Origin of the sequence: Falsiroseomonas sp. E2-1-a4 (genome assembly GCF_051433165.1) — a bacterium.
In the GTDB taxonomy this organism is placed as follows: domain Bacteria; phylum Pseudomonadota; class Alphaproteobacteria; order Acetobacterales; family Acetobacteraceae; genus Falsiroseomonas.
Genome location: NZ_JBHMFS010000012.1, coordinates 33,829 through 57,491, shown reverse-complemented (window position 1 = coordinate 57,491; position 23,663 = coordinate 33,829). Strand labels below are relative to the sequence as shown.

The following is a 23,663-nucleotide window of genomic DNA, read 5'->3' as shown; positions in this document are numbered from 1 at the left end:
GCTTGCGGCCTCGCCCGCTTGCGGCGAGGCTGCGACACAAGGGAAACGGGGGCGTCCGGCCGATGCAGGCGGGGGAAGTGGCGGATATCATCGTCATCGGCGGCGGCTCGGCCGGCTGCGTCGTTGCCGCCAGGCTGTCGGAGGACCCGTCCTGCCGCGTGCTGCTGCTGGAGGCCGGGCCGCCGGATCGTGACCCCTGGATCCGCCTGCCGATCGGCTACGCCAAGCTGTTCGGCACCGGCCGCTACGATCCGCGCTTCATGACGGAGCCAGAGCCGGCGCTGGCCGACCGCGCCATCCATTGGCCGCGGGGGCGCGTGCTGGGCGGGTCGGGCTCGGTCAACGGCCTGGTGTTTCTGCGCGGCAGCCCGAATGACTACGACCGCTGGGCGCAATCCGGCGCGCGCGGCTGGTCGCATGCGGATGTGCAGCCCTTCTTCCGGCGGCTCGAAACGTGGGAGGGACCGCCTTCCGAGACGCGCGGCACGGAAGGCCCGATCCGCGTCCGCGAACCGAAGCGCCTGGCGCCGGCGGCGAAGGCCTTTGTGGATGCCTGCGTCGCCACCGGCCTGCCGCGCTTCGGCGATGTGAATGGCGGCGGGCCGATCGAGGGCGCCGGGCCGATCCAGCTCAATGTCGGCAACGGGCTTCGTTCATCTTCCGCCCGCACCTATCTGCACCCGGCCATGCGGCGGCCGAATCTGCGGGTGGAGACCGGCATCACCGTGCAGCGCATCCTGTTCGAGGAAGGGCGCGCGGTGGGCGTGCAGACCGGGCAGGGGGTGTTCCGGGCAACGCGCGAAATCGTGCTGAGCGCGGGGGCGATTGAATCACCGAAGCTGCTGATGCTGTCGGGCATCGGCGATGCGGCGGCGCTGGCGGAATTCGGCATCGGGAGCGTGGCGCACAGCCCCGATGTTGGCCGCAATCTGCAGGACCACCTGATATCCAAATTCATCTTCCGCACGAAACCCTGCGGCACGCTGAACGAGATCCTGGGCAGCAATTTCCGCAAGGGCGCCATGGGGCTGGACTGGCTGCTGCGCCGCGCCGGGCCGCTGGCGATCGGCGCCGGGGAGGCGACGGCCTTCGCTCGCATCACGCCGGGGGCGGAGGAGGCGGAGGCGCAGATCCTCTTCGTCAATTTCTCGACGTTTGACTACAGCAAGGGGCTGCATCCCTTCCCGGGGGTGATGTGGAATTACGGCCCCTGCCGGCCGGATAGCCGCGGCTGGCTGACATTGGCCTCGCCCGATCCGGCGGACCGGCCGGTGATCAGGCCCAATTACCTGGACCATCCGAATGATTTGCGGGTGATGCTCGGCGCCGCCCGCCTGTCCCAACGCATCGCCGCCAGCGCGCCTTTTGCCGGGTTGATCGAGGAAGAACTCCGCCCCGGCCCTGCCGGCAGCAGCGACGCGGCGCTGGAAGCAAACATCCGCGCCACCGCCGGCACCGTCTTCCACCCCTGCGGCACCGCGCGCATGGGTACGGATAGCCGCGCCGTGCTCGACCCGGAATTGCGGGTGCGCGGCGTGGCCGGGCTGCGTGTGGCCGATGCCAGCGTCTTCCCGCTGATCCCATCCCCCAATATTCAGCCCGCCGCCTTGATGGTGGGCGAACGCTGCGCCGATTTCATCCGGCGGGCCGCTTAAGGAGAGTTCTGTCGCATGAAGACCGCTTTGATCACCGGCGCCGGCCGCAATATCGGCCGCGCCGTCGCCCTCGCCTTGGCCGGGGATGGCTTCAACGTCGTCATCAACGGATCGTCCGACCGCGCGGCTGCCGAATCCGTGGCGGCGGAGGCAAAGGCGCTGGGCGTGAAATCCCTGGTCGCCATGGGCGATGTCGGCGACCCCGCCGCCTGCGGCCGTATCGCCGCCGCGGCACTCGGTGAATTCGGCGCGGTCGATGTGCTGGTGAACAACGCCGCGCTCCGCCCCGCCAAGGCCTTCCTGGAGACCACCGCCGAGGATTGGCGCCGGGTTATGTCGGTGGACCTGGAAGCCGCGATCTGGCTGTCCCAGGCCTGCCTGCCCGGGATGTTGGAGCGCGGCTGGGGCCGTATCGTCAACTTCACCGGCATGAACGCCATCCACGGCTATGCCGGCCGCGCGCCGGTGTCGGTCGCCAAGCACGGGCTGTGGGGCCTGACCAAGTCGATGGGCAAGGAATTCGGGCCAAAGGGCATCACGGTGAACGCCATCTCGCCCGGCCCGATCGCGGCGGATGACGAGGATGAGAACCCCACCGAGTACCGCCAGAAGATGGTCGCCCGCGTGCCGGTCGGCCGCATGGGGCAGCCGCGGGAAGTGGCGGCGATGGTGCGGCTGCTGGTCTCGGCGGATGGGGGGTTCATCAACGGCCAGATGCTGCAGGTGAATGGCGGCACGGAGACCTGACCCGCAAGGCCCGCCGCCAACCCGGCGGCGGGCCTGCTGTTTTCAGAAGATTGCAGTCGGCGCCACGGTGCTGCCGGAGCCGCCTTGCACCTTCAGCGGCTGCATCATGAAGGCGAATTGCCGTTCCGGCCGGCGCGCCAGCTCATCCAGCTTCAGATTTTCCAACAGATGCACGCCATGCACCACCAGGGCCAGCTGGTGCACGGGCAGGGAGGCATCGGGCATGGTCTTGGACGGCGCGCATTCCACCGGCCAATTGTCGGCACCCATCAGGATCGGATTGCGCGCGATCAGCCATTCCGCCGCCGCCACCCCGAGGCCCGGGCAGCTCCGCACGTAGCGCGCATTCTCGCGACCCCACAGCGTGCCCCAGCCGGTGTGGATCAGCACGGCGTCGCCTTCCGCCAACTGCGTGTTCTGGCGGCGCAGCGCCTCCTCCAGATCCGCCACGGTGATCTCATAGTCATCGCCCAGGATCGGCACGCCCTTGGCGCCGGCGACATCGATCAACACGCCGCGGGTGAAGACGGTGCCGATGGTGTGCACCCCCATCTCGGTGAAGCCGGACCGGCCGGTGATGCCGGGCAGGTCCACGCAGTTATAGACCTGGTCGCCGATGGTTTGGTGCGGGAAGGCGTCGAGCTGGGTGCCGACCTGGCCGATCTCGGTGATGACGATCTCCTCATTGGAGCCGCGGCGATTGCCCTCCGGGTTCATGAAGGTGCGCTTGGTGTGCAGGTCGAAGCGCCTGGTGCCGAAGAAGGGCATGCTGGGCGCCAGCACATGGCCGAGCTCCACCATCTCCCCCGTGCGGATCAGGCTGGAGGCGGATTGCGCGCGGGCCGGCGTCATCAGGTTCATCGAGCCGCGGCGGTCATTCGGGCCCCAGCGGCTGGGGCAGCGCTGCGCGGCGGCGGGTGGCGACCAGCCTTGCGCCTGGACCGGCGTTGCGGCCAGGTGGCCGGTGCCGCAGGCCAGGCAGGCGGCACCGAACAGGCCGCGGCGCGATATCTGTCTCATGATGTTTCATCCCGGTTATTGGGCCGGCGGCTGTGACCGCCGCCGGCACCGGGACGCTAAGGCAGAATCCGCGCGCAGAACGCTCGTCGCGCGGATTTGCTGGGAAGCTCAGACCGCCAAGAATTCCCCGCTGCGCATCAGCGGCTCCACCGCGCCATCCTTGGTCACGCCATCCACATCCAGCGCGCCGCTGCCGATCATCCAGTCGATGTGGATCAGGGACGCATTGGCGCCACGCGCCGAAAGCCGGTCCATCGGCACGCCCACCGAATCCCGCAGGCAGGTGGTGTAGGCCTGGCCGAGGGCGATGTGGCTCGCCGCATTCTCGTCGAACAGCGTGTTGCGGAACAGCAGCCCGCTGGCCGAGATCGGGGAGGAATGCGGCACCAGCGCCACCTCGCCCAGCCGTGCCGCGCCCTCATCCGTCTCCAGCACCTTGCGCAGCACTTCCTCGCCCTTGGAGGCATGGGCCTCCACGATGCGGCCTTCCTCGAAGCGCACCACGATGTCCTCGATCAGCGTGCCGGCATAGGCCAGCGGCTTGGTGGAGCGGACGGTGCCGTGTACGCGCAGGCGGTGCGGGGTGGTGAATACCTCCTCGGTCGGGATGTTCGGGTTGCAGGTGATGCCGTTCTTCGCCGGCTCCGCGCCGCCCGCCCAGAGATGCCCATCCGCCAGGCCGAGCGTCAGATCCGTGCCCGGCCCGCGGTAGCGCAGTTCCAAAAAGTCCTTTTCGTTGAGGTACTTCGTCCGCGCATGCAGCCGCGCATTATGCGCCGCCCATTCGGCCACCGGGTCCGCCACATCGACGCGGCAGGCGGCGAAGATTGCGTCCCACAGCTTGGCCACCGCCTCGTCCTCGGGAATGCCCGGGAAGACTTCGCGCGCCCAGCCGGGGGTGGAGGCGGGGACCAGGTTCCAGTTGATGGCGAAGCTGGTGATCAGCTCCAGCGCCGGGCGATAGGCGATCGACCGCGCGCGATTGGACCGCGCCACCTTCTCCGGGTCCTGCCCCGCCAGCAGGGTCGGGCTCTCGCCCACCACGGCCAGACGCGCCGCATTACCCCGAAACGCCTGGGCCATGCCCTCGAACAGCCAGCCGGGGGCGACGTCGAAGGCCTCCGGCGCGGCGTGGCGGTAGCGGGCCAGCGCCACCTCGTCATCGCCGATCAGCGGCGTCACCAGCGTGGCGCCAGCCTGGTAGGCATGCACGGCGATACGGCGCACCAGCGGCAGCGCCTCCACCGGGCTGGTCATCACCAGTTCCTGCCCGGGTTGCAGATTCAGCCCCACCTTCACGGCAAGCGCCGCCAGCCTGTCGAGCCGCGTGGCGAAATCGGTCATGGCAGAGACGTCCTAAATCAGGTGCGGGTGCTGGTTTCAGCGCTGGCCGGGGTGCGGGTCAACCGGCGGATGGCGGCGACGAGCTCAGGCTGGTCCCACTCGGCCTCCCCCATCAGGCGGGCAACTTCCAGGCCGCGCCGGTCGATCAGGATGGTGGTGGGCAGCACGCGCACGGCCAGCGCGCGGCCGGTCGCACCGCGCGGGTCCAGCCAGATGGCCATGTGGCGTAGGTTGGTGCGCTGGTAGAAGGGCTCCACCTGGGCGCGGCCGCCGCGGTCATTGGACAGGGCCAGCACCTCGATCCCGTCACGGGCGACCATGGCGTGCAGCCGGTCCAGCGCCGGCATCTCGGCAACGCAAGGTGGGCACCAGGTCGCCCAGAAATTCACCACCAGCGCCTTGCCGCGGAATGCTTCGAACATGAAGGGCCGGCCCTCGGCATCGGTGAAGGACAGACCCTCGGGCAGGGGCCGCGGCTCCGGGTGTTCGACCATGCGTTGCAGGCCATTTGACGCCGCCGCTTGGCGTGCCCCCGTCGTGGCGAGTAGGGTCGCGCCGGTCGCGGCCCCCAACAGGGCGCGGCGGCTGCCGGATTTCCAAGACACCTCGAAAGACCTCCTCCGTGACCGAACAGCGTGCGAGCCATGACCTCTGGGGTGGGCGTTATGCCGAAGGCCCCTCCGCCATCATGCGGGAGATCAATGCCAGCATCGGCTTCGACCGCAAGATGTGGCGCCAGGACATTTCCGGGAGCCTCGCCCATGCGGCGATGCTGAAGCATGTAGGGATCATCAGCGCCGAGGACGAGGCTTCGATCCGCCATGGCCTCGCGGATATCGCCGAGGAGATTGATTCGGGAAGATTTGTCTTCAGCGACGCGCTGGAGGACATCCACATGAACATCGAGGCGCGGCTGACGGAACGGATCGGTGAGGCCGGCAAGCGCCTGCACACCGCGCGCAGCCGCAACGACCAGGTGGCGCTGGATGTGCGGCTGTGGACGCGGGATGCGATCGATGGGCTGGACCGGCAGATCGCGGACGTCATGCGCGCCCTGGTGGCCCGCGCCGCGGAACATGCCGGCACGGTGATGCCGGGCTTCACCCACCTGCAGCCCGCCCAGCCCACCACCTTCGGCCACCACCTGCTGGCCTATGTCGAGATGCTGTCCCGCGACCGCGGCCGGCTGGCCGATTGCCGCAAGCGGTTGAATGAAAGCCCGCTGGGGTCCGCCGCGCTGTGCGGCACCGGCTTCCCGATCGACCGGCACATGACGGCCGCCGCGCTGGGCTTCGACGGGCCGATGCGTAACAGCCTGGATGCCGTGGCGTCGCGCGATTTCGCTGCCGAATTCCTGTTCGCCTGCGCCATGTGCGTCACCCACCTCTCGCGCCTAGCGGAGGAGGTGGTGATCTGGACCAACCCCTATTTCGGCTTCGTGAAGCTGTCTGATGCGTTCACCACGGGCAGCTCCATCATGCCCCAAAAACGCAATCCGGATGCGGCGGAGCTGGTGCGCGGCAAGACCGGCCGCGTGTTCGGCGCGCTGGTGGGCATGCTGACCGTGCTGAAGGGCCTGGCGCTGACCTATGGCAAGGACATGCAGGAGGACAAGGAAGGCATCTTCGATGCCGCCGAGACCCTGGCCCTGTGCCTTGCCGCCACGGGTGGCATGGTGCGCGACATGGTGCCGCAGCTGGAGCGGCTGAAGGTGGCCGCCGGCGCCGGCTTCTCCACCGCCACCGACCTGGCCGATTGGCTGGTGCGGGAGCTGAAATTCCCCTTCCGCGACGCCCACCACGTGACCGGAAAACTGGTGGCGATGGCGGAGGCGGCGGGGGTGGACCTCGCCGGGCTGAGCCTTGCCCAGATGCAGCAGGTGGAACCGCGCATTAGCCAGGGCGTCTTCGACGTGCTGACGGTGGATGCCTCCGTCCGGTCCCGCACCTCCTTCGGCGGTACGGCGCCGGCGAATGTGGTGCGGATGGCAGCCGAATGGCAGGAGAAGCTCGCATGAGGCTGTTCATCGCCCTGCTCCTGGTGGCCGGCACGCTGGCCGCCTGCGGCCGTGCCGGCGGCATCCGCCCGCCCGGCCCGGCGGAGGCGGTCACCTATCCACGGACCTATCCGAGCCGGTAGCGCTTGGCGTGTGCGGGCCGTGCCCCCAGAATAGGGACATGGCCGCACCCGCTCCCCAGCTCCACCCGGATTCCGACCCCAGCTTCGCCGAGCTGCTCGCCCTCCGCCCGCATCTCCGCATGGACCCGCTGGCCGGGCTGATGATGGAGGAGGTGCCGCTGGCGCGCATCGCCGCCGCGGTCGGCAGCCCCACCTGGGTCTACTCCGCCAACACGCTGCGCCGCCGCCTGGCCATGCTGCAATCCGCGCTGGACGATGCCCGCCTCGGCGCGCAGGTGCATTTCGCGGTGAAGGCCAACCCGAACCTCGCCGTGCTGCGGACGCTGGGGCAGGCCGGGGCCGGTGCCGATGTCGTCTCCGAAGGTGAGCTTCGCGCCGCCCGCGCCGTCGGCATCCCGGCCAGCCACATCGTCTTCTCCGGCGTCGGCAAGACGCTGGCGGAAATCCGCCTGGCGCTGACCGAGGACATCCAGCAGATCAACGCCGAAAGCGCGGAGGAGGTCGAGATGATCTCCGCCATTGCCGCTGGCATGGGCCGCACCGCCCGCGTGGCGCTGCGGGTGAACCCGGATGTGGATGCCAAGACCCACGCCAAGATCACCACCGGCAAGTCGGAGAACAAGTTCGGCATCGCCATCGGCGACGCCCCGGCACTGTATGCCCGCATGGCGAGCCTGCCCGGCATCCAGCCGATCGGCGTGGCCGTGCATATCGGCAGCCAGATCACCGCCGGCGTCTCCGCCTACCGCATCGCCTATGGCCATCTGGCCGACCTGGTCCGCACGCTGCGCGCCCAGGGGCTGCCGGTGGAGCGCGTCGATTGCGGCGGCGGCCTCGGCATCCCGTACCGGGACGAGCCGGCGCCGCACCCGGCGGCCCTGGCGGGTGCCATCCAGGCCACCCTCGGCAATCTGGGCGTGGAGCTGATGGTGGAACCGGGGCGCTGGATCGCAGGGCCGGCCGGCGTGTTGCTGGCCTCCGTCATCCTGCAGAAGCAGGGCGCCGAGCGCCGCTTCGTGGTGCTGGATGCGGCGATGAACGATCTGGTGCGCCCGGCGATGTACGATGCCTGGCATGGCATCGTCCCGGTCGCGCCCGCCGATTACACCGCCGCCGTGGCGCCGGCCGATGTGGTCGGACCGATCTGCGAATCGGGCGACACCTTTGCGCGAAATCGTGGCCTTCCACGTCTGGAACCGGGTAGCCTCGTGGCCTTCCTGGATGCGGGAGCCTACGGCGCGGCGATGAGCAGCACCTACAACAACCGGCTCCTGGCCGCCGAAGTGCTGGTGGATGGCGACCGCTTCGCCACGGTGCGCGAGCGCCAGACCCAGGACGCCCTGCTGGCCGGCCAACGACTGCCGGAGTGGTTCGCCGCATGAGCGGCCGGCGCGAGGCCTACCCGCTTCGCGTTTTGCCGCGGCGCCGGATTCTGGCGCGGTTGGCGCTGGGCTGGGAACGGCTCTGGCCCGCCTTGTGGCCGCCGCTCGGCGTGGTCGGGCTGTTCCTGCTGGTCGCGCTGCTCGGCCTGCCGCTGCTGCTGCCGTCCTGGCTGCGGCCCTTTCTGACCTTCTTCTTCGCGCTGGCCGCCATCTATGCCGGCATCCGCGGCTTCCGCGGCGTGGCCGTGCCGAAGCCGTCGGAGGCTGATCGGCGGCTGGAGGCGGCCTCCGGCCTCGCCCACCGGCCGCTCGCCGCGCTGGCGGACCGGCCGGCGGGGAATGACCCCGTGGCCCTGGCGGTGTGGGAGGCGCATCGGCGCCGCACCACCGCCTCCATCGACAAGCTGCGCGTTGGCCTGCCACGGCCGGGACTGGCGAGGCGGGACCCGATCGCGCTGCGCGCCGGGCTGGGCCTCGCGCTGGGCGCCGCGCTGGTGATGGCGGGGGCGGAGGCGCCGGAACGGCTGCGCCGCGCCCTGCTGCCGGAATTCGGCCTGGCGGTGGCCGCGCCGGCGCTGCGGCTGGAAGCCTGGGTGACGCCGCCCGCCTATACCAATGCCGCGCCCATCTTCCTGGACACGGCCGGCGGCGAGGTAACGGTGCCGCAGGGCAGCCGCTTGCAGGTGGCGCTCTCGGGCGGCAGCGGCGGTGCGCCGGAACTGCAGCTTGGCGGGGAGGCGATGCCCTTCCGCGCCCTCGATGCCCAATCCTGGGCGGCGGAGGCGCGGCTCGACCAGGGCGCGCGGCTGGTGATCCGCCGCAACGGGTCGGAGGTCGCGGGTTGGTCCCTGACCGTGCAGGCCGACCAGCCGCCGACCGCCGGTTTCAGCGAACCGCCCGCCCGCGCCCAGCGCGGCCTGGCGCTGCGCCTGCCCTGGCAGGCGGAGGATGATTGGGGCCTGGCCGGGCTGGTGGCGGAATTCCGCCTGGTGGCGCGGCCGCAGGCGCCGGCCCACGCGATCGACATCAACCTACCCAGCGTGCAGCCGCGCGAGGCCCATGGCATCGCCGGTCCCGATTTGTCCGCCCATCCCTGGGCCGGGCTGGAGGTGGAGGTGCAGCTTCTGGCGCGGGACGGGGCGGGGCAGGAGGGTCGCTCCAACCCTGCCCGCGTGACCCTGCCGGAACGAGCCTTCACCCATCCGGTCGCGGTGGCGTTGATCACGCTCCGCAAGGCGCTGTCGCTGGACCCCACGGCGCGGCGGGAGGTGCGGGCCGAGCTGGACCGGCTTTCCGGCGCGCCGGAGGCCTTCGAACACGACACCACGACCTTCCTGGCGCTGCGCTCCGCGCGCCACCGCCTGCTGCGCGACCAGCGCCCGGCGGCGGTGGAGGAGGCGCAGGATCTGATGTGGGAAACCGCCCTGGCGCTGGAGGAAGGCCGCGCCGACCGCACCGCCCGCGCCCTGGAACAGGCCCGCGCCGAGCTGCGGGAGGCGCTGGAACAGCAGCTTCGCGAACAGGCGGAGCGCGAGCAGGCCGAGCAACAGGAACGGACGCCGGAGCAGGCCCAGGAACAGGACCAGCAGGCTCAGGAACAGCGGGCGGAGACGGATCGCCGCATCCAGGAACTGCGCGACGCCATCCGCCAGCATCTGGAAGCGCTGGCCGAGCGGCTGCAGCAGGAAAACGCGGAGTCGATGACCACCGACCCGCAGAACCGCCTGATGGACCGCCGCGACCTGGAACGCCGCACCGACCGGATGCGAGAAGCCAACCGCGACCAGCGCCCGCAGGATGCCGAGCGCGAGCTGGCGGAGCTGGAGGAGATGCTGCGCGCGCTGGAGGAAGGCCGCACCCCGCAGAACGAGGCGGCGGAGCGCAACCGCCAGCAGCGCCAGCGCGGCCAGCAGCAGATGGGCGTGGTGCAGGACATGGTGCGCCGCCAGACCCAGATGCTGGATAGCGGCCACCGCCGTGCCGAGGTCGAGACACAGCGCCAGGAGGCCGAGCGCCGCGCCCGCCAACTGCAGAACCGCGCCCCCTGGTCCCGCCAGCCCCAGCAGCCGGAGCCCCCGCCTGGCCAGCCGAACCCGGCAGAGGCCGAAGGCCGCACCGATGCGGCGCGCGAGTCCCTGACCCAGCGTGCGCTGCGCCGCGCCCTGGGCGAGGTGATGCAGCAATTCGGTGACCTGACCGGCGAAATCCCCGCCCCCCTCGGCCGCGCCGACCAGGCGATGCGAGAGGCGCAGGAGGCGCTGGCCCAGGGCGGTGATGCCCGCACCCCGCAGCAGACCGCGATCCGCGAATTGCAGGAAGGGGGCCGCCAGATGGCGCAGCAGATGCAGCGCCAATTCGGCCGGGGCGAGCCGGGCGAGGGTGAGGGCGAAGGCGAAGGCGAAGGCGAGGGCGAGATGTTCGGCCAGGGCCAGGGCCAGAACGGGCAGGAAGGCGGGCAGGAGAACGCCCAGGGTCAAGGCCCGGGCCGCGACCCGCTCGGCCGCCGGTCGCGCGAGGCCCCTGGTGCCCAGGACAATGGCAGCGACACCCGCGTGCCGGATGAGGCGGAACTGCTCCGCACCCGCCGGATCCAGGAGGAGTTGCGCAAGCGCGGCGCCGAGCGGACCCGGCCACAGGAGGAACTGGATTACATCGATCGGCTGCTGCGGCGGTTCTGACGTTTCCTCTGGGGGCTTTTCGGGCCGGCCTCACCCTGTAGGCTGCGCGTCCATTCCAGGAGGCCGCGCCCTTGTCCTTCACCGCACCCGCCCGCCGTCTCGGCACGCTGGATCGCCCGGGCTGCACCATCACCTATGAGGTGACGGGCAGCGGCCCGCCGATCGTCTTCGCGCATGGGCTCGGCGGTTGCTACCTGTCCTGGTTCCAGCAGGTGGCGCATTTCGCACCGCGCCATACCTGCATCAGCTTCTCCCACCGCGGCTTCTTTCCCTCCACCGCGCCGGAAGGCGGGCCGGATCCGCGCGAATATGCGGGGGATCTGGCGGCGCTGGTGGGCCATCTTGGGCTCGGCGACATCGCGCTGGTGTGTCAGTCCATGGGTGGCTGGACCGGGGTGGAGTATGCGCTGGCCCGCCCCGGGCGGCTGCGCGCCTTGGTGCTGGCGGCGACCACCGGCTCGCTGGACCCGCGACAGATGCGGGAGCCGGCGCGGGGGCGGCTGGAGGGCTGGATGACGGACTCCGCCGAGGCGCGTGCCGCGATGGCGGCCCAGGGCATCCACCCCGCTGCCGGCCCGGCCATGGCGGAACGCCAGCCGGCGCTGCATCATCTGTACGGCCAGTTGGACAGGCTGAGTGCCGGACTGGACAAGGAAGCGCTGCGTGCCCGGATGGGCGAGATGCGCCGCCGTCCGCCCGCGGATCTGGCCGGCGGCAACTGCCCGGTGCTGTTCATCCCCGGCGGCCAGGACTTGGTGATCGCGCCCTTCTCGCTGCACGCCATGGCGCCGGAGATTCCCGGCGCGCGGGTCGCGCCGGTGCCGGATGCCGGCCATTCCACCTATTTCGAGCACCCCGCCGCCTTCAACGCGTTGGTGGAGGCCTTTCTGATCGAGGTCGGGCACGCACAGGGCGATTAGGCCACCCCCTCGCGGTGCGCGGCGCGGCGGGCTATTCAGGACGCATGCGCTACATCTCCACCCGCGGCGAGGCCCCGTCGCGCGATTTCGAAGGCGTCCTGCTGGCCGGGCTGGCCGAGGATGGCGGCTTGTTCGTGCCCGAGACCTGGCCGGTGCTGACCAGCGCCGAATGGCGCGGCCTGCGCGGCCTGCCCTATCCGGATCTCGCCGCCCGCATCCTGTCGCTGTTCACCGGCGGCCAGCCGGACCACGCGACGCTGCTGCCGATGCTGCGCCAGGCCTATGCCGGCTTCGGCCACCCGGCGGTCGCGCCGCTGGTGCAGCTCGACACCCGGGTTTTCGCGCTGGAGCTGTTCCACGGCCCAACGCTGGCCTTCAAGGACATGGCGATGCAGGCCCTCGGGCCGCTGTTCGAGCATGTGCTGGCGCGGCGCGGCGAACGCCTGACCATCGTCGGCGCCACATCGGGCGACACCGGCTCCGCCGCCATCGAGGCCATCCGCGACCGCGCTGCGATCGACATCGTCATCCTGCACCCGGAGGGCCGCACCAGCCTGGTGCAGCGCCGGCAGATGACCACGGTGCTGGCGCCGAATGTGGCGAACCTGGCCATCGAAGGGTCCTTCGACGATTGCCAGGATCTGGTGAAGGCGATGTTCGCCGATACGCCGTTCCGGACGGAGATGCGGCTTTCGGCGGTGAACTCCATCAACTGGGCGCGGATTGCGCTGCAGATCCCCTACTACGTCGCCTCCGCGCTGGCGCTCGGCGCGCCGGACCGGGAGGTGGCGTTCTCCGTGCCGACCGGCAATTTCGGCAATGTGCTGGCGGCCTGGGCGGCGCGGCGCATGGGGCTCCCGATTGCGCAATTGCTGATCGGCTCCAACCGCAACGACATCCTGACCCGCTTCCTGTCGGACAACGACATGACGATGCGGAGCGTCGAGCCCTCCTTCTCCCCGTCCATGGACATCCAGGTTTCCTCCAACTTCGAGCGTTTGCTGTTCGAGTTGATGGGCCGCGATGCCGCGGCGACCGCGAACACCATGCTCCGCTTCCGGGCGGAGGGCCGCATGCCGGTGCCCGACGCCGCCTGGCACAGCGCCACCCGGGTGTTCCGTGGCTTCGCGCTGGATGATGCCGGCACGCTGGAGGAAATCCGGCGGCTGCATGGGCAGGGCTACCTGGCGGATCCGCACACCGCCATCGGCACCGCCGCCGCCATGGCCAGCCCGCCCTCCGACCCCGCCATCCCCATCGTGGTGGCCGCCACCGCGCATCCGGCGAAATTCCCGGATGCGGTGCGGCAGGCCACCGGCATGGAGGCCCCCCTGCCTTCGCGGCTGGCCGACCTATATGAGCGTCCCGAGCGTTTCTCCCGCCTGCCGGCCGATCTCGGCCAGATCGAGGCCTTCGTGCGACGCCACACCCTCCGCAACGTCGCCTGACCGCGGCGAAGGACACATATGAACGACGCCATTCGCCTGACCCGGCTGCCGAGCGGCCTGACGGTCGTGTCCGAGAAGATGCCGCGGGTCGAGACCGTCTCGATCGGTGCCTATGTCGATGCCGGCACGCGGCATGAGGCGGCGCCGGAAAACGGCGTCTCCCACTTCCTGGAACACATGGCCTTCAAGGGCACCGAGCGCCGGGATGCCGCCGCCATCGCGCGCGAGATCGAGAATGTCGGCGGCCATCTGAACGCCTATACCTCCCGCGAGAACACCGCCTTCTACGCCAAGATCCTGAAGGAGGATGTGGGCCTCGCTGCCGATATCCTGGGCGACATCCTGTCCCACAGCACCTTCGTGCCGGAGGAGCTGGAGCGTGAGCGCGGCGTGATCCTGCAGGAGATCGGCCAAGCGAACGACACGCCGGACGATATCGTCTTCGACCATTTCCAGGCCACCGCCTACGGGTCCCAGGCCATGGGCCGCCCGGTGCTAGGCACCGAGGACACGATCAAGGCGATGAGCCGGGAGGCGCTGACCGGCTATATGCGCCGCCATTACGGCCCGTCCCGCATGGTGGTGGCGGCCGCCGGCGCGCTGGAGCATGAGGATTTGCTCGACCTCGCCCAGCGGCATTTTTCCGAGCTGCCGGCGGCGATCGCCGCGGTGCCGGAGCCAGCGCGCTATACCGGCGGGGAGTTCCGCGAGGAGCGGGACCTGGACCAGGTGCATCTGTGCCTCGGCTTCCCCTCCGTCGCCGCCAACCACAAGCTGCATATGGCGACCCAGCTTCTTTCGACCCTGCTCGGCGGTGGCATGTCCTCTCGCCTGTTCCAGGAGATCCGGGAGAAGCGCGGGCTGGTCTATTCCATCTATTCCTTCGCCTCCCCCTTCGCCGATGGCGGGCTGTTCGCCGTGTATGCGGGCACGGGTGAGGACCAGGCGGAAGAACTGGTGCCGGTCGCGTTGGAGGAGCTGCGCCGCGTGCAGCACGACGTCTCCGAGGATGAACTGGCCCGCGCCAAGGCGCAGCTTCGCGCCAGCCTGCTGATGAGCCTGGAGTCCACCGGCAGCCGCTGCGAGCAATTGGCCCGCCAGCTCCAGGTGCATGGCCGCATCATCCCGACCGAGGAAACAAAGGCGCGCATCGCCGCGGTGACGGTGGCGGAAGTCCAGGAAGCCGCCGCGATGGCGTTCCGCGGCGCGCCGACGCTGGCGGCCCTCGGCCCGGCCGGCAAGGTGCCGGGGCTGCCCGCCATCATCGAGAGGCTGGCGGCGTGAGCGAACTGGACCTGCTTTCGGACCTCGTCGCCGCCGCCCGCCGTGCCGGGGCGGACAGCGCCGATGCGCTGCATGTCCAGAACGCCTCGCTCAGCGTCTCCCGCCGCCTCGGGCGGATCGAGCAATTGGAGCGGTCCGAGGGCTTCGATATCGGGCTGCGGGTGTTCCTCGGCCAGCGCCAGGCCATCGTCTCCACCACCGTCGCCGACCCTGCGGGCTTTGCCGCGCTGGCGGAACGCGCTGTGGCGATGGCGAAGGTGGTGCCGGAGGACCCCTTCGGGGGCCTGGCCGACCAGTTCGACGCGCCGCGCGATGCCGGGCCGCTGGACCTGGCGGATGCCACCGAACCCACGGCGGAAGACCTGATCGCCCGCGCCGCGGCGGCCGAGGATTCGGCGCTGGCAGTGAAGGGCGTGACCAACAGCGAGGGCGCGGATGCAAGCTGGGGCCGCATCCGCATCGCGCTTGCCACCTCTGCCGGCTTTGCCGGGCATTACGTGCGGACCTCCCACAGCCTGTCCTGCACGGCGCTGGCCGGGCAGGGGACGGGGATGGAGCGGGATTATGAATGGTCCTCCGTCGTCCATCTGGCCGACCTGGAAGACCCGGCGACGATCGGGCGGCGAGCGGCGGAGAAGGCGATCGGGCGGCTGAACCCGGTGCGGGCGAAGACGGCGCGAATTCCGGTGGTGTTCGACCCGCGTGTCTCCTCCTCCCTGCTCGGGCATCTGCTGGGGGCGATCAACGGCGCCTCCGTCGCGCGCGGCACATCCTTCCTGGCGGACCGGATCGGCACGCAGGTGCTGGCGAAGGGCCTCACGGTGCGGGATGATCCGACCCGCCCGCGCGGCCTGCGGTCCCGCCCCTTCGATGGCGAGGGCATGGCTGGCCAGCCGCGCGCCATCGTGGAGGATGGCGTGCTGACAAGCTGGATCCTGGATTGGCGCAGCGCCCGCCAGCTTGGCCTGGCCAGCACCGGCCATGCCAGCCGCGGCACCGGCGGGCCGCCCGGCCCGGCTGCCTCGAACCTGTGGCTGGAGCCGGGGACGCTGACGCCCACGGAACTGATGTCGGACATCAAGGAAGGCCTCTACGTCGTCGATCTGATCGGCATGGGCGTGAATGGCGTGACCGGCGACTACAGCCGCGGCGCCGCCGGCTTCATGATCCGCAATGGCGCGCTGGCCGAGGCGGTCAGCGAGATCACCATCGCCGGCAACCTGCGCGACATCTTCCTGAACCTGACGGCGGCGAACGACCTGGTCTTCCGCCGCGGCATGGACGCGCCGACCATCCGGATCGAGGGGCTGACCCTGGCGGGTGCTTGAAGCGGGCGCGCGTCGGGCGCGCGTCAGGGCCTAGTGTTCCAGCATGGACGGCACAATTGAAGCGCGGCCTGAACTTTCCGACCTGCTGCACCGCGTCCGGCGGGGGGAAACGCTGACCATCACGGAAGGCGGGCGGCCGGTGGCGACGCTGGCGCCGGCGGAAAGCCTCCCGCCGAAGCGGTCCGAGGCTGAGATTGCGCGCATCATGGATGAGATGCGCGACTTCCGCGTGCGGCACAGCCTGGTCGGCATCGCGTGGCACGAATTGCGGGACGAGGGTCGGCGCTGATCAGTGGCTGCCTTTGTCATTGATGCGTCGTGCATCCCGCCCATCTTTTTCAAGATGAGGCCAGCCCGGCGGCCGACTCCCTGTTCGTGGCCGCAATTCGCAATGGTGTCGTGGTTCCCGCCATCTGGCCGCTGGAGGTCGCGAATATTCTGCGCCAGGGCGAAAGGCGAGGCCGCATTGCGGTCGGCGACTTGTCCGAAGCCTGCCGGAGGGTATTGCTGCTTCCGGTGGAGGTGGAGCCGATGACCCCGGCCGGGGCGCTTGGCCCCGTGCTGGCCCTGGCAGCCCGCCACGGCCTGACGGCCTATGACGCTGCCTATCTTGAACTCGCCCAGCGACGCGGCCTGCCGCTCGCAACCCGCGACGCCGCGCTGATCCGCGCGGCGCCGCTTGAAGGTGTGGCCGTCCTGCCGGCCTAATCCACCCGGATTTCCCGCACCTGCACCTGGTTGTCCGCCCGGTGCGTCACCGCGACCCCGGCCCGATGCGCCCAGGGGATCATCATGTGGTACATCGGAATGTGCCCCAGATCGGCATTGTGCAGCGCATGCGCCTGGCGGATCAGCCCGCGCCGCGCTTCCGGGTCCTGTTCGCTGTCGATGCGCGGGATCAGCGCGTCGAAAGCCGGGTTCGACCACCCGCCGGCATTCCAGGTCGCCGCCCCACCCACGGCGCGGGAGGCCATGACGGCGCGGATCGTGTAGCTGGCATCGAAGGTCGGCACGCCCCAGGACAGCGCATACATCATTGGCTCCTGCCGGCGGATGCGCTGGGAGAACTGGGCGTTGGGCAGGATGTTGAGCTGCGCGCGGATACCGGCGCGGGCCAGCATGCCGGCCACCGCCTGGCAGGCCTCGTCATAGGTGCCGGTCGGGCATTCGAAGGGCACGGAGAAGCCGTTCGGGTAGCCGGCCTCCGTCAGCAGGGCGCGTGCCTTGGCCGGGTCATGCGGCAGGCGGCGGTCCAAATCCTCCGACCAGCCATTGACGAATTGGGTCCACATGCTGGCCGTGGGCACGCCCTGGCCACGAAGGGTGGTGCGGCGCATCGCCTCCACATCCAGCGCATGGGCAATGGCTTGGCGCACGCGCAGGTCCTTGAACGGGTTGCGGCCGCGCACGTCGGAGCCGGCAAGCTCCTCGACATCCTGGCGCAGGCCGAGCCAGACGGTGCGGTTTTCCTGCCCCTGGATGATCCGCAGCCGCGGGTCGCGCTGGATGCGCGCCACATCCTGCACCGGCACCACATGCACCATGTCCACCTCGCCGGACAGCAGGGCGGCGACGCGGGTGGCATCCGAGGTGAGGGTGATGTGGTGGTATTCCGTGACATTGCCGGCCATCTGGCCGCTGCCCCACCAGTTGGGGTTCCGCACCATCACCGTGCGCTGGTCCGTCTCCCGCGTCCGGATGACGTAGGGGCCGGTGCCGCTGGCGTTGCGGACGGTGAAGGTCTCCTCCCGCTGCGCGAAGTTCTGCGGCACGGTGGCGCGGTTCGCCTCGGACCAGCCGCGGTCCATCATCAGCACGCGGGTCATCTTGTCCGGCACCACCGGGTCCGGCACGCGGGTCACCACATCCACGGTCAATGCGTCCCGCGCTTCGACCGAGGCCACCGTGTCCACGAAGATGCCGTAGTTGGAGGTGGGCGCCAGCGCCCGGGTGATGCTGAACACCACATCGTCGGAATCGAAGGCCTCGCCGCCGGCGAACTTCACACCCGGGCGCAGGTGGAAGCGCCAGCGGGTCGGCTCCACCTGTTCCCAGCGCAGCGCCAGGCCGGGCTGCACCTTCAGGTCATCGGCGCGGTGCGTCAGCGTCTCATAGACCTGGCTGACCACGAGATAGGTGAACAGGGCGTTGGTGGCGTGCGGGTCGAGCGTCGCCGCATCCACGCTGGTGGCCATGCGAAACAGCCGCGGCTGCGGCGCCTGGGCGGCGGCGGCACCTGCCACGAGCAGGCCAAGGGCGCCCGTGCCCCAGAGAACGGTACTCCAGAGGCGGTTCTTGCGTGTCATCGGCTTTGTGTCTCGCGCTGCAATGCGGCAGCGTGGCGCAGCTTATGGCCCCTCCGCAATGGATTCGGGCGCCTGCAAGGTGGCAGTCGCATTTCCGCCCAGACCTCCCTATATTACGTCCAGGAAACCCAGATCGGAGTCACCCAACCCACCATGCGCCGCAAAGCAACCTTCATGGCCGCCATCGCCGTCGTGGCGCTGGCGCTCGCCCCAGCTTTCGCCGAAGCGCGCCGCGGCGGGGGCGCCTCCTCCGGCAGCCGTGGTGCCCGCACCTACCAGGCGCCGCCTCCGACCAGCACCGCCCCGGGCGGGGCGACGCAGATGCAGCGCACGCAAAGTGCGCCGACCGCTGCGACCGCGGGCGCCGCAACCGCGGGCACGGCCGCGGCCGGCAGCGCCGCGGCGCGGGGCGGCATGCGTTCCGGCCTGATGGGCGGCCTGCTCGGCGCCGGCCTGTTCGGCATGTTCCTTGGTGCCGGCCTGTTCGGTGGCCTGGGCGGCTTCGCCTCCATCCTCGGCCTGCTGCTGCAGGTGGCGTTGATCGGCGGCGTGATCTGGCTGGTCATGCGCATGATCCGCAGCCGCCGCGAGGCGACTGCCGGTGGCCCGCCGAACGCCTATGCGCGTGACATGCAGCAGGGTGCCAACCCGCGCCCGATGGCCGGTGGCATGGCCGCCGCCCGCGGCCCGATGGCTGCTCCGGCCGAGCCGGAAGTGGCTACCACGCCGCTGGAGATCGTCGAATCCGACTACCAGGAATTCGAGCAGAACCTGCATGCGGTGAACGATGCCTGGTCCCGCCAGGACCTGGAGGCGCTGCGCCGTCTCTCCACCTCGGAGATGACGAACTACTTCGCCCAGGACCTGAAGGACCTGCGCGCCCGCGGCTGGACCAACACCACCAGCGACACCAAGCTGGAGGGTGGCGATCTGTCCGAGGCCTGGCAGGAGAATGGCCAGCATTACGCGACGGTGGCGATGCGCTATTCTATCGTGGACGTGACCAAGGACGCGTCCGGCCAGGTGGTAGAAGGCCACCCGACCGAGCCGCAGACGGTGACCGAGATCATCACCTACACCCGCTTCCCGGGTGAGGCCTGGCGCCTCTCGGCGATCCAGCAGACCGGCTGAGTGCCACGGGCGAAGGGGGCCAGATCCCCCTTCGCCCTTGCCTCCGCTCCCCGCATCGGCTAGGCGTCCCCGCTGCGTCGGCACCCCTGGAGGCCGGCGCATTTTCTTTGCGCCCAGCCCGGCCCCATCCTGTGGGGTTGAGGCAGCGGGCGCATCATTTTTGAAGGAGCCTGGCAAATGGTCCAGACAGTGCGGATCGAAGCCGTGGCGCGCGCAGATGCAGGTAAGGGGGCAGCGCGCGCGACCCGGCGGGAGGGGCTGGTCCCCGGTGTGGTGTATGGTGCGAAGCAGGCGGCGACGCTGGTGGCCTTCGACCCGCGCGACATCATGAAGGAACTCACCAAGGGCGGCTGGCAGTCGCATCTGTATGAGGTCGTCGTGAAGGACGGCCCGACCGAGCGCACCATCATGCGCGAGGTGCAGTTCCACCCGGTGACGGATCGCCCCATCCACATCGATTTCCAGCGCGTCGCCGCCGGCGCGCGTATCCGCGTCCGCGTGCCGGTGGTGTTCCTGAACGAGGAAACCTCGGTCGGCCTGAAGGCCGGCGGCGTGCTGAACGTGGTCCGCCGTGAGGTCGAGGTTCTGGCCGAGACCGACAAGGTTCCGGACCACTTCGAGATCGACCTGGCCGAAGCCAAGATCGGCGACGGCCTGCGCTGGTCCGCGATCAAGGACCATCAGGGCGCGCGCCCCGGCATCGCCGGCCGCGACTTCATGATCGCCTCCGTCGCCGCGCCGACCATCGACGAGAGCCTGGCCCCCGTGGTCGTGGCTGCGCCGGAGCCGGTGAAGGGCAAGGGCAAGGCGCCGGCCAAGGCCGCTGCCAAGCCGGCTGCCGCCGCCGCGCCGGCCGCACCCGCCAAGAAGAAGTAATCCGCGCAGGGAGACGATGGCGTGGCGCTGCTTTGGGTCGGCCTCGGCAATCCGGGGCAGGAACATGCGCGGCAGCGCCACAACATCGGCTTCATGGCGATGGACGCCATCGCCCGGCGCCACGGCTTCACGGCCTGGCGCAAGCGGTTCAAGGGCCTGGTCGCGGAGGGCAACCTCGGCGGCCAGAAGGTCCTGGCGCTCAAGCCCGAGACCTACATGAATGCCAGCGGCGATGCCGTGCAGCAGGCCGCCGCCTTCCTGAAGCTCGGCACGCCCGATATCTGGGCCTTCCACGACGAGCTGGACCTGGCGCCCGGCAAGCTGCGCGTGAAGAAGGGTGGCGGCACCGCCGGCCATAACGGGCTGCGGGACATGCACCGCGCCTTCGGCAATGCGGATTTCTGGCGCATCCGCCTCGGCATTGGCCATCCTGGTCACAAGGACCGCGTCACCGGCCATGTGCTCGGCAATTTCGCCAAGGTCGAGACCTGGGTGGAGCCGCTGCTGGACGCGGTGGCGGACGCCGCGCCGCTGCTGGCGGAGGGCCAGCACGAGGCCTTCATGACCCGCGTGGCGCTGCTGACCCAGGAGAGTTGATCGTGAGCGGCATGGAAGAAGACAGCGTGTTCGATGGCGGTTTCGGCGGTCCGGGTCCCGAGGATTTCGCCAATGGCGCCGCCGCGCTCGCCGCCGGGCTGATCCGGGAGGCGCAGGGCCTGGCGAACGCCGCGGCCTCCCTCCGCAGCGTCGCTGCGCCGAACCCGCCCGGGGTTCCGGGCGGCGAGCCCGTCTCCGACATCCGCCGCCAGCGCATGGTGCTGCATACGGCCGGCGAGGCCGCCCTGCGCGCCGCGCTGGCCCTTGATGCCGCTGCCCTGCTGGCCGAATCGCGCCCCCCGGCGGAACAGGCCGCGCGCATCGCGGAGGCGGCGAAGAAGGTCGGCCTGCCGCCTGCGACCCTTTCGCCCTTCCTGCGCAGCGCGGCGCTGGATTTCCGTACCGATGACGCGGCCGCGCGCATTGCCGCCTCCACCCTCGCCGCCGATCTCTGCGCGCTGCTCGCCGCCTCCTCCTGAACGGATATCTCCCATGGGTTTCAACTGCGGCATCGTCGGCCTGCCCAATGTCGGCAAGTCCACGCTTTTCAACGCGCTGACGCAGACCGCGGCGGCGCAGGCGGCGAATTACCCGTTCTGCACGATCGAGCCGAATGTGGGCCGCGTCGGCGTGCCGGATCCGCGCCTTGGCGTGCTGGCCAAGATCGGCAAGTCCCAGAAAATCATCCCGACCAGCCTGGAATTCGTCGACATCGCCGGCCTGGTGCGCGGCGCCTCGAAGGGGGAGGGGCTGGGCAACCAGTTCCTGGCGAACATCCGGGAGGTGGACGCCATCGTCCATGTGCTGCGCTGCTTCGAGGATGACGACGTCACCCATGTCGAGGGCAATGTGGACCCAGTGCGGGATGCCGAGACGGTCGAGACCGAACTGATGCTCGCCGACCTCGACAGCCTGGAAAAGCGTGCCTACGGCCTGAACAAGCGCGCCCGCGGCGGCGACAAGGAAGCCAGCGCGCAGCTCGCCCTGATCGAGCCGATCCTGGCCGCGTTGACCGAAGGCCGCGCCGCCCGCACCGCCATCCCGAAGGGGGAGGATGAGGCGGTGCGCCGGCTGCAGCTCATGACCAGCAAGCCCGTGCTGTACGTCTGCAATGTGGAGGAAGCCTCCGCTGGCACGGGTAACGCGCATTCGGCAAAAGTCTTCGAGATGGCGAAGGCGCAGGGCGCCAAGGCCGTGATCGTCTCCGCCGCCATCGAGGCCGAGATCAGCCAGATGCCGGAAGCAGACCGGGCAGATTTCCTGGAGAGCCTGGGGCTGCCCGATAGCGGATTGGACCGGATCATTCGCGCGGGCCATGAATTGCTCGGCCTGATCACCTATTTCACGGTAGGGCCTAAGGAAACGCGCGCCTGGACCATTACCCGCGGCACCAAGGCGCCAGGTGCTGCCGGCGTGATCCACGGCGATTTCGAGCGCGGCTTCATTGCCAGCGAGACCACGGCCTTCGACGATTACGTCTCGCTCGGCGGTGAGCAGGGCGCCAAGGAAGCCGGCAAGATGCGGGTCGAGGGCAAGGAATATGTGGTGAAGGACGGCGACGTCCTGCTGTTCCGGTTCAACGTCTGAGACGAGTTCTCGCGGATCGTCGCCGATCCGCCGCTACGCGCCGGCACATGCCGGTGCGCGCTCGGCGCGGCGCCCCTCCGGGCGCGGGTCGCGACCCCTGGGATTTGGCATGACCGACGCCTTCGAGATCTTCCTGGCCACCGCACCCGACCTGGAGCCCCTGCTGTTCGAGGAGGTGCGAACCAAGGGTTTCAAGCGGCCCAAGGCGGTGCCGGGCGGCGTGACCATCCAGGGCGGCTGGCCCGAGGTCTGGCGCGCCAACCTCTGGCTGCGCGGTGCCGGGCGGGTGCTGGCGCGGATCGACAGTTTCCGCGCGGTGCACCTGGCGCAGTTGGACGCCAAGGCGCGGCGCGTGGATTGGGCCAGCGTGCTGCGCGCCGATGTGCCGTTCCGGGTGGAGGCAAGCTGCGCCGGGTCCCGCATCTACCACTCGGGCGCCGCGGCGCAGCGGATCGAGACCGCGATCCGTGAGACGCTCGGGGCGAAGCAGGCCGAGGATGGCGTGCTGGTGATGGTGCGGCTTGAGAACGACCAATGCACCATCAGCGTCGACACATCGGGGGAGCCGCTGCACAAGCGGGGCTACAAGCAGGCCCTGAACCCGGCCCCGTTGCGGGAGACGATGGCCGCGCTGTTCCTGCGCCAATGCGGCTATGAGGGGACGGAGCCGCTGGTGGACCCGATGTGCGGCGCCGGCACCTTCGTCATCGAGGCGGCCGAGATCGCCGCCCGGCTGAACCCCGGACGGTCCCGCGCCTTCGCCTTCGAACAGCTTGCCAGCTTCGATGCGGAAGCCTGGGCGGCGATGCGCGCCGTGAAAAGCGCGCGCGTGCCGGTGGCGCGCTGCCATGGCCGGGACCGTGATGCTGGGGCCATCGCGATGAGCCGCGCCAATGCGGAACGCGCCGGGGTTGCCGAATTCACCGATTTCGCCCAGGCGCCGATCAGCGAGTTGACCCCACCCGAAGGCCCGCCCGGCTTGGTCATCGTCAACCCGCCCTATGGCAGCCGGATGGGGGAGGGGACGGACCTCGCCCCGCTTTACGCCGCCTTCGGTCAGGTGATGCTGCGCCGCTTCGCTGGCTGGCGGGTGGGGATGGTGACCAGCGAGCCGAAGCTGGCGCACGCCACCCGGCTGCCCTTCCTGCCCAACACCGCGCCGGTGCCGCATGGCGGGCTGCGCGTGGCGCTGTACCGGACGCTGCCGCTGGCCTGAGCGGG

The 23,663-nt window shown here is 70.2% G+C and carries 22 protein-coding genes; 18 read left to right on the top strand and 4 right to left on the bottom strand.

Translation table 11 applies throughout. The features are described 5' to 3' along the window. The first annotated feature begins 62 nt into the window (after window positions 1-62). Both ACFHNC_RS14450 and ACFHNC_RS14445 read left to right on the top strand, forming a co-directional pair. Window positions 63-1,655 (top strand): GMC family oxidoreductase, encoded by a 1,593-nt coding sequence (locus ACFHNC_RS14450; RefSeq protein WP_437169928.1) that lies wholly within the window; start codon window positions 63-65, stop codon window positions 1,653-1,655. Window positions 1,656-1,670: 15 nt separating this feature from the next. After that, on the top strand, window positions 1,671-2,402 hold the full coding sequence (locus ACFHNC_RS14445; RefSeq protein WP_437169927.1) for an SDR family NAD(P)-dependent oxidoreductase: 732 nt from the start codon (window positions 1,671-1,673) through the stop codon (window positions 2,400-2,402). Window positions 2,403-2,444: 42 nt separating this feature from the next. Here ACFHNC_RS14445 and ACFHNC_RS14440 read toward each other — a convergent pair whose 3' ends face one another. The 3 genes from ACFHNC_RS14440 to ACFHNC_RS14430 all read right to left on the bottom strand — a co-directional run bounded on the left by ACFHNC_RS14440 (window position 2,445) and on the right by ACFHNC_RS14430 (window position 5,371). Continuing rightward, window positions 2,445-3,422, bottom strand: coding sequence for a cyclase family protein (locus ACFHNC_RS14440; RefSeq protein ID WP_437169926.1), 978 nt, complete (start codon window positions 3,420-3,422; stop codon window positions 2,445-2,447). A gap of 108 nt (window positions 3,423-3,530) precedes the next feature. Continuing rightward, a complete protein-coding gene (locus ACFHNC_RS14435; RefSeq protein ID WP_437169925.1) occupies window positions 3,531-4,766 on the bottom strand; it encodes an aminopeptidase in 1,236 nt (411 codons plus the stop codon). 17 nt (window positions 4,767-4,783) lie between these two features. Next, the gene (locus ACFHNC_RS14430; RefSeq protein ID WP_437169924.1) at window positions 4,784-5,371 is read right to left on the bottom strand and encodes a TlpA family protein disulfide reductase; all 588 of its coding nucleotides are present in this window, start codon (window positions 5,369-5,371) and stop codon (window positions 4,784-4,786) included. A gap of 17 nt (window positions 5,372-5,388) precedes the next feature. Here ACFHNC_RS14430 and argH point away from each other — a divergent pair, with 17 nt between their 5' ends. From argH to ACFHNC_RS14380, 10 genes are all read left to right on the top strand, one after another. Continuing rightward, the gene (gene argH, locus ACFHNC_RS14425; RefSeq protein WP_437169923.1) at window positions 5,389-6,783 is read left to right on the top strand and encodes an argininosuccinate lyase; all 1,395 of its coding nucleotides are present in this window, start codon (window positions 5,389-5,391) and stop codon (window positions 6,781-6,783) included. After that, window positions 6,780-6,905: an LPS translocon maturation chaperone LptM gene (locus ACFHNC_RS14420; protein ID WP_437169922.1), complete on the top strand. Its 126-nt coding sequence runs from the start codon at window positions 6,780-6,782 to the stop codon at window positions 6,903-6,905. Before argH ends, ACFHNC_RS14420 begins: the two co-directional genes overlap by 4 nt. A gap of 38 nt (window positions 6,906-6,943) precedes the next feature. Further along, window positions 6,944-8,287: a diaminopimelate decarboxylase gene (gene lysA, locus ACFHNC_RS14415; RefSeq protein WP_437169921.1), complete on the top strand. Its 1,344-nt coding sequence runs from the start codon at window positions 6,944-6,946 to the stop codon at window positions 8,285-8,287. Beyond that, window positions 8,284-10,965 carry a DUF4175 domain-containing protein gene (locus ACFHNC_RS14410; protein ID WP_437169920.1) on the top strand — a complete coding sequence of 894 codons (2,682 nt, stop codon included), beginning with the start codon at window positions 8,284-8,286 and terminating at the stop codon, window positions 10,963-10,965. The genes lysA and ACFHNC_RS14410 overlap by 4 nt, the downstream gene beginning before the upstream one ends. A gap of 71 nt (window positions 10,966-11,036) precedes the next feature. Continuing rightward, window positions 11,037-11,885, top strand: coding sequence for an alpha/beta fold hydrolase (locus ACFHNC_RS14405; protein WP_437169919.1), 849 nt, complete (start codon window positions 11,037-11,039; stop codon window positions 11,883-11,885). A 44-nt stretch (window positions 11,886-11,929) separates the two neighbouring features. Beyond that, window positions 11,930-13,333 carry a threonine synthase gene (gene thrC / locus ACFHNC_RS14400; RefSeq protein WP_437169918.1) on the top strand — a complete coding sequence of 468 codons (1,404 nt, stop codon included), beginning with the start codon at window positions 11,930-11,932 and terminating at the stop codon, window positions 13,331-13,333. Between the two features lie 18 nt (window positions 13,334-13,351). Then, window positions 13,352-14,617 carry a M16 family metallopeptidase gene (locus tag ACFHNC_RS14395; RefSeq protein ID WP_437169917.1) on the top strand — a complete coding sequence of 422 codons (1,266 nt, stop codon included), beginning with the start codon at window positions 13,352-13,354 and terminating at the stop codon, window positions 14,615-14,617. Continuing rightward, window positions 14,614-15,945, top strand: coding sequence for a TldD/PmbA family protein (locus tag ACFHNC_RS14390; RefSeq protein ID WP_437169916.1), 1,332 nt, complete (start codon window positions 14,614-14,616; stop codon window positions 15,943-15,945). The genes ACFHNC_RS14395 and ACFHNC_RS14390 overlap by 4 nt, the downstream gene beginning before the upstream one ends. A 43-nt stretch (window positions 15,946-15,988) precedes the next feature. After that, a complete protein-coding gene (locus ACFHNC_RS14385; RefSeq protein WP_437169915.1) occupies window positions 15,989-16,234 on the top strand; it encodes a type II toxin-antitoxin system Phd/YefM family antitoxin in 246 nt (81 codons plus the stop codon). A 29-nt stretch (window positions 16,235-16,263) separates the two neighbouring features. After that, window positions 16,264-16,653 carry a type II toxin-antitoxin system VapC family toxin gene (locus ACFHNC_RS14380; protein ID WP_437169914.1) on the top strand — a complete coding sequence of 130 codons (390 nt, stop codon included), beginning with the start codon at window positions 16,264-16,266 and terminating at the stop codon, window positions 16,651-16,653. Here ACFHNC_RS14380 and ACFHNC_RS14375 read toward each other — a convergent pair. Further along, on the bottom strand, window positions 16,650-18,251 hold the full coding sequence (locus ACFHNC_RS14375) for an ABC transporter substrate-binding protein (protein WP_437169913.1): 1,602 nt from the start codon (window positions 18,249-18,251) through the stop codon (window positions 16,650-16,652). The two genes, ACFHNC_RS14380 and ACFHNC_RS14375, sit on opposite strands and share 4 nt — an antisense overlap. Before the next feature lie 153 nt (window positions 18,252-18,404). Here ACFHNC_RS14375 and ACFHNC_RS14370 point away from each other — a divergent pair, with 153 nt between their 5' ends. The 6 genes from ACFHNC_RS14370 (at window position 18,405) to ACFHNC_RS14345 (ending at window position 23,658) form a co-directional block, all read left to right on the top strand. After that, window positions 18,405-19,382 carry a Tim44 domain-containing protein gene (locus ACFHNC_RS14370; RefSeq protein ID WP_437169912.1) on the top strand — a complete coding sequence of 326 codons (978 nt, stop codon included), beginning with the start codon at window positions 18,405-18,407 and terminating at the stop codon, window positions 19,380-19,382. Window positions 19,383-19,559: 177 nt separating this feature from the next. Further along, window positions 19,560-20,258, top strand: coding sequence for a 50S ribosomal protein L25/general stress protein Ctc (locus tag ACFHNC_RS14365; RefSeq protein WP_437169911.1), 699 nt, complete (start codon window positions 19,560-19,562; stop codon window positions 20,256-20,258). 27 nt (window positions 20,259-20,285) lie between these two features. Next, window positions 20,286-20,855, top strand: coding sequence for an aminoacyl-tRNA hydrolase (pth, locus tag ACFHNC_RS14360; RefSeq protein WP_437170025.1), 570 nt, complete (start codon window positions 20,286-20,288; stop codon window positions 20,853-20,855). Window positions 20,856-20,857: 2 nt separating this feature from the next. Beyond that, the gene (locus tag ACFHNC_RS14355) at window positions 20,858-21,334 is read left to right on the top strand and encodes a hypothetical protein (RefSeq protein ID WP_437169910.1); all 477 of its coding nucleotides are present in this window, start codon (window positions 20,858-20,860) and stop codon (window positions 21,332-21,334) included. A 13-nt stretch (window positions 21,335-21,347) separates the two neighbouring features. Next, window positions 21,348-22,442: a redox-regulated ATPase YchF gene (gene ychF / locus ACFHNC_RS14350; RefSeq protein WP_437169909.1), complete on the top strand. Its 1,095-nt coding sequence runs from the start codon at window positions 21,348-21,350 to the stop codon at window positions 22,440-22,442. Window positions 22,443-22,551: 109 nt separating this feature from the next. Beyond that, complete coding sequence (locus tag ACFHNC_RS14345; protein ID WP_437169908.1) at window positions 22,552-23,658, top strand: THUMP domain-containing class I SAM-dependent RNA methyltransferase; 1,107 nt, start codon at window positions 22,552-22,554, stop codon at window positions 23,656-23,658. Window positions 23,659-23,663 lie beyond the last annotated feature (5 nt).

Coding starts and splice junctions, on each gene's coding strand:
- thrC (WP_437169918.1), top strand. CDS start 11,930: ATGCGCTACATCTCCACCCGCGGCGAGGCCCCGTCGCGCGATTTCGAA.
- ACFHNC_RS14395 (WP_437169917.1), top strand. CDS start 13,352: ATGAACGACGCCATTCGCCTGACCCGGCTGCCGAGCGGCCTGACGGTC.
- ACFHNC_RS14370 (WP_437169912.1), top strand. CDS start 18,405: ATGCGCCGCAAAGCAACCTTCATGGCCGCCATCGCCGTCGTGGCGCTG.
- ACFHNC_RS14345 (WP_437169908.1), top strand. CDS start 22,552: ATGACCGACGCCTTCGAGATCTTCCTGGCCACCGCACCCGACCTGGAG.
- ACFHNC_RS14435 (WP_437169925.1), bottom strand. CDS start 4,766: ATGACCGATTTCGCCACGCGGCTCGACAGGCTGGCGGCGCTTGCCGTG.
- ACFHNC_RS14410 (WP_437169920.1), top strand. CDS start 8,284: ATGAGCGGCCGGCGCGAGGCCTACCCGCTTCGCGTTTTGCCGCGGCGC.
- lysA (WP_437169921.1), top strand. CDS start 6,944: ATGGCCGCACCCGCTCCCCAGCTCCACCCGGATTCCGACCCCAGCTTC.
- ACFHNC_RS14450 (WP_437169928.1), top strand. CDS start 63: ATGCAGGCGGGGGAAGTGGCGGATATCATCGTCATCGGCGGCGGCTCG.
- ACFHNC_RS14375 (WP_437169913.1), bottom strand. CDS start 18,251: ATGACACGCAAGAACCGCCTCTGGAGTACCGTTCTCTGGGGCACGGGC.
- ACFHNC_RS14385 (WP_437169915.1), top strand. CDS start 15,989: ATGGACGGCACAATTGAAGCGCGGCCTGAACTTTCCGACCTGCTGCAC.
- ACFHNC_RS14440 (WP_437169926.1), bottom strand. CDS start 3,422: ATGAGACAGATATCGCGCCGCGGCCTGTTCGGTGCCGCCTGCCTGGCC.
- ychF (WP_437169909.1), top strand. CDS start 21,348: ATGGGTTTCAACTGCGGCATCGTCGGCCTGCCCAATGTCGGCAAGTCC.
- ACFHNC_RS14365 (WP_437169911.1), top strand. CDS start 19,560: ATGGTCCAGACAGTGCGGATCGAAGCCGTGGCGCGCGCAGATGCAGGT.
- ACFHNC_RS14420 (WP_437169922.1), top strand. CDS start 6,780: ATGAGGCTGTTCATCGCCCTGCTCCTGGTGGCCGGCACGCTGGCCGCC.
- ACFHNC_RS14445 (WP_437169927.1), top strand. CDS start 1,671: ATGAAGACCGCTTTGATCACCGGCGCCGGCCGCAATATCGGCCGCGCC.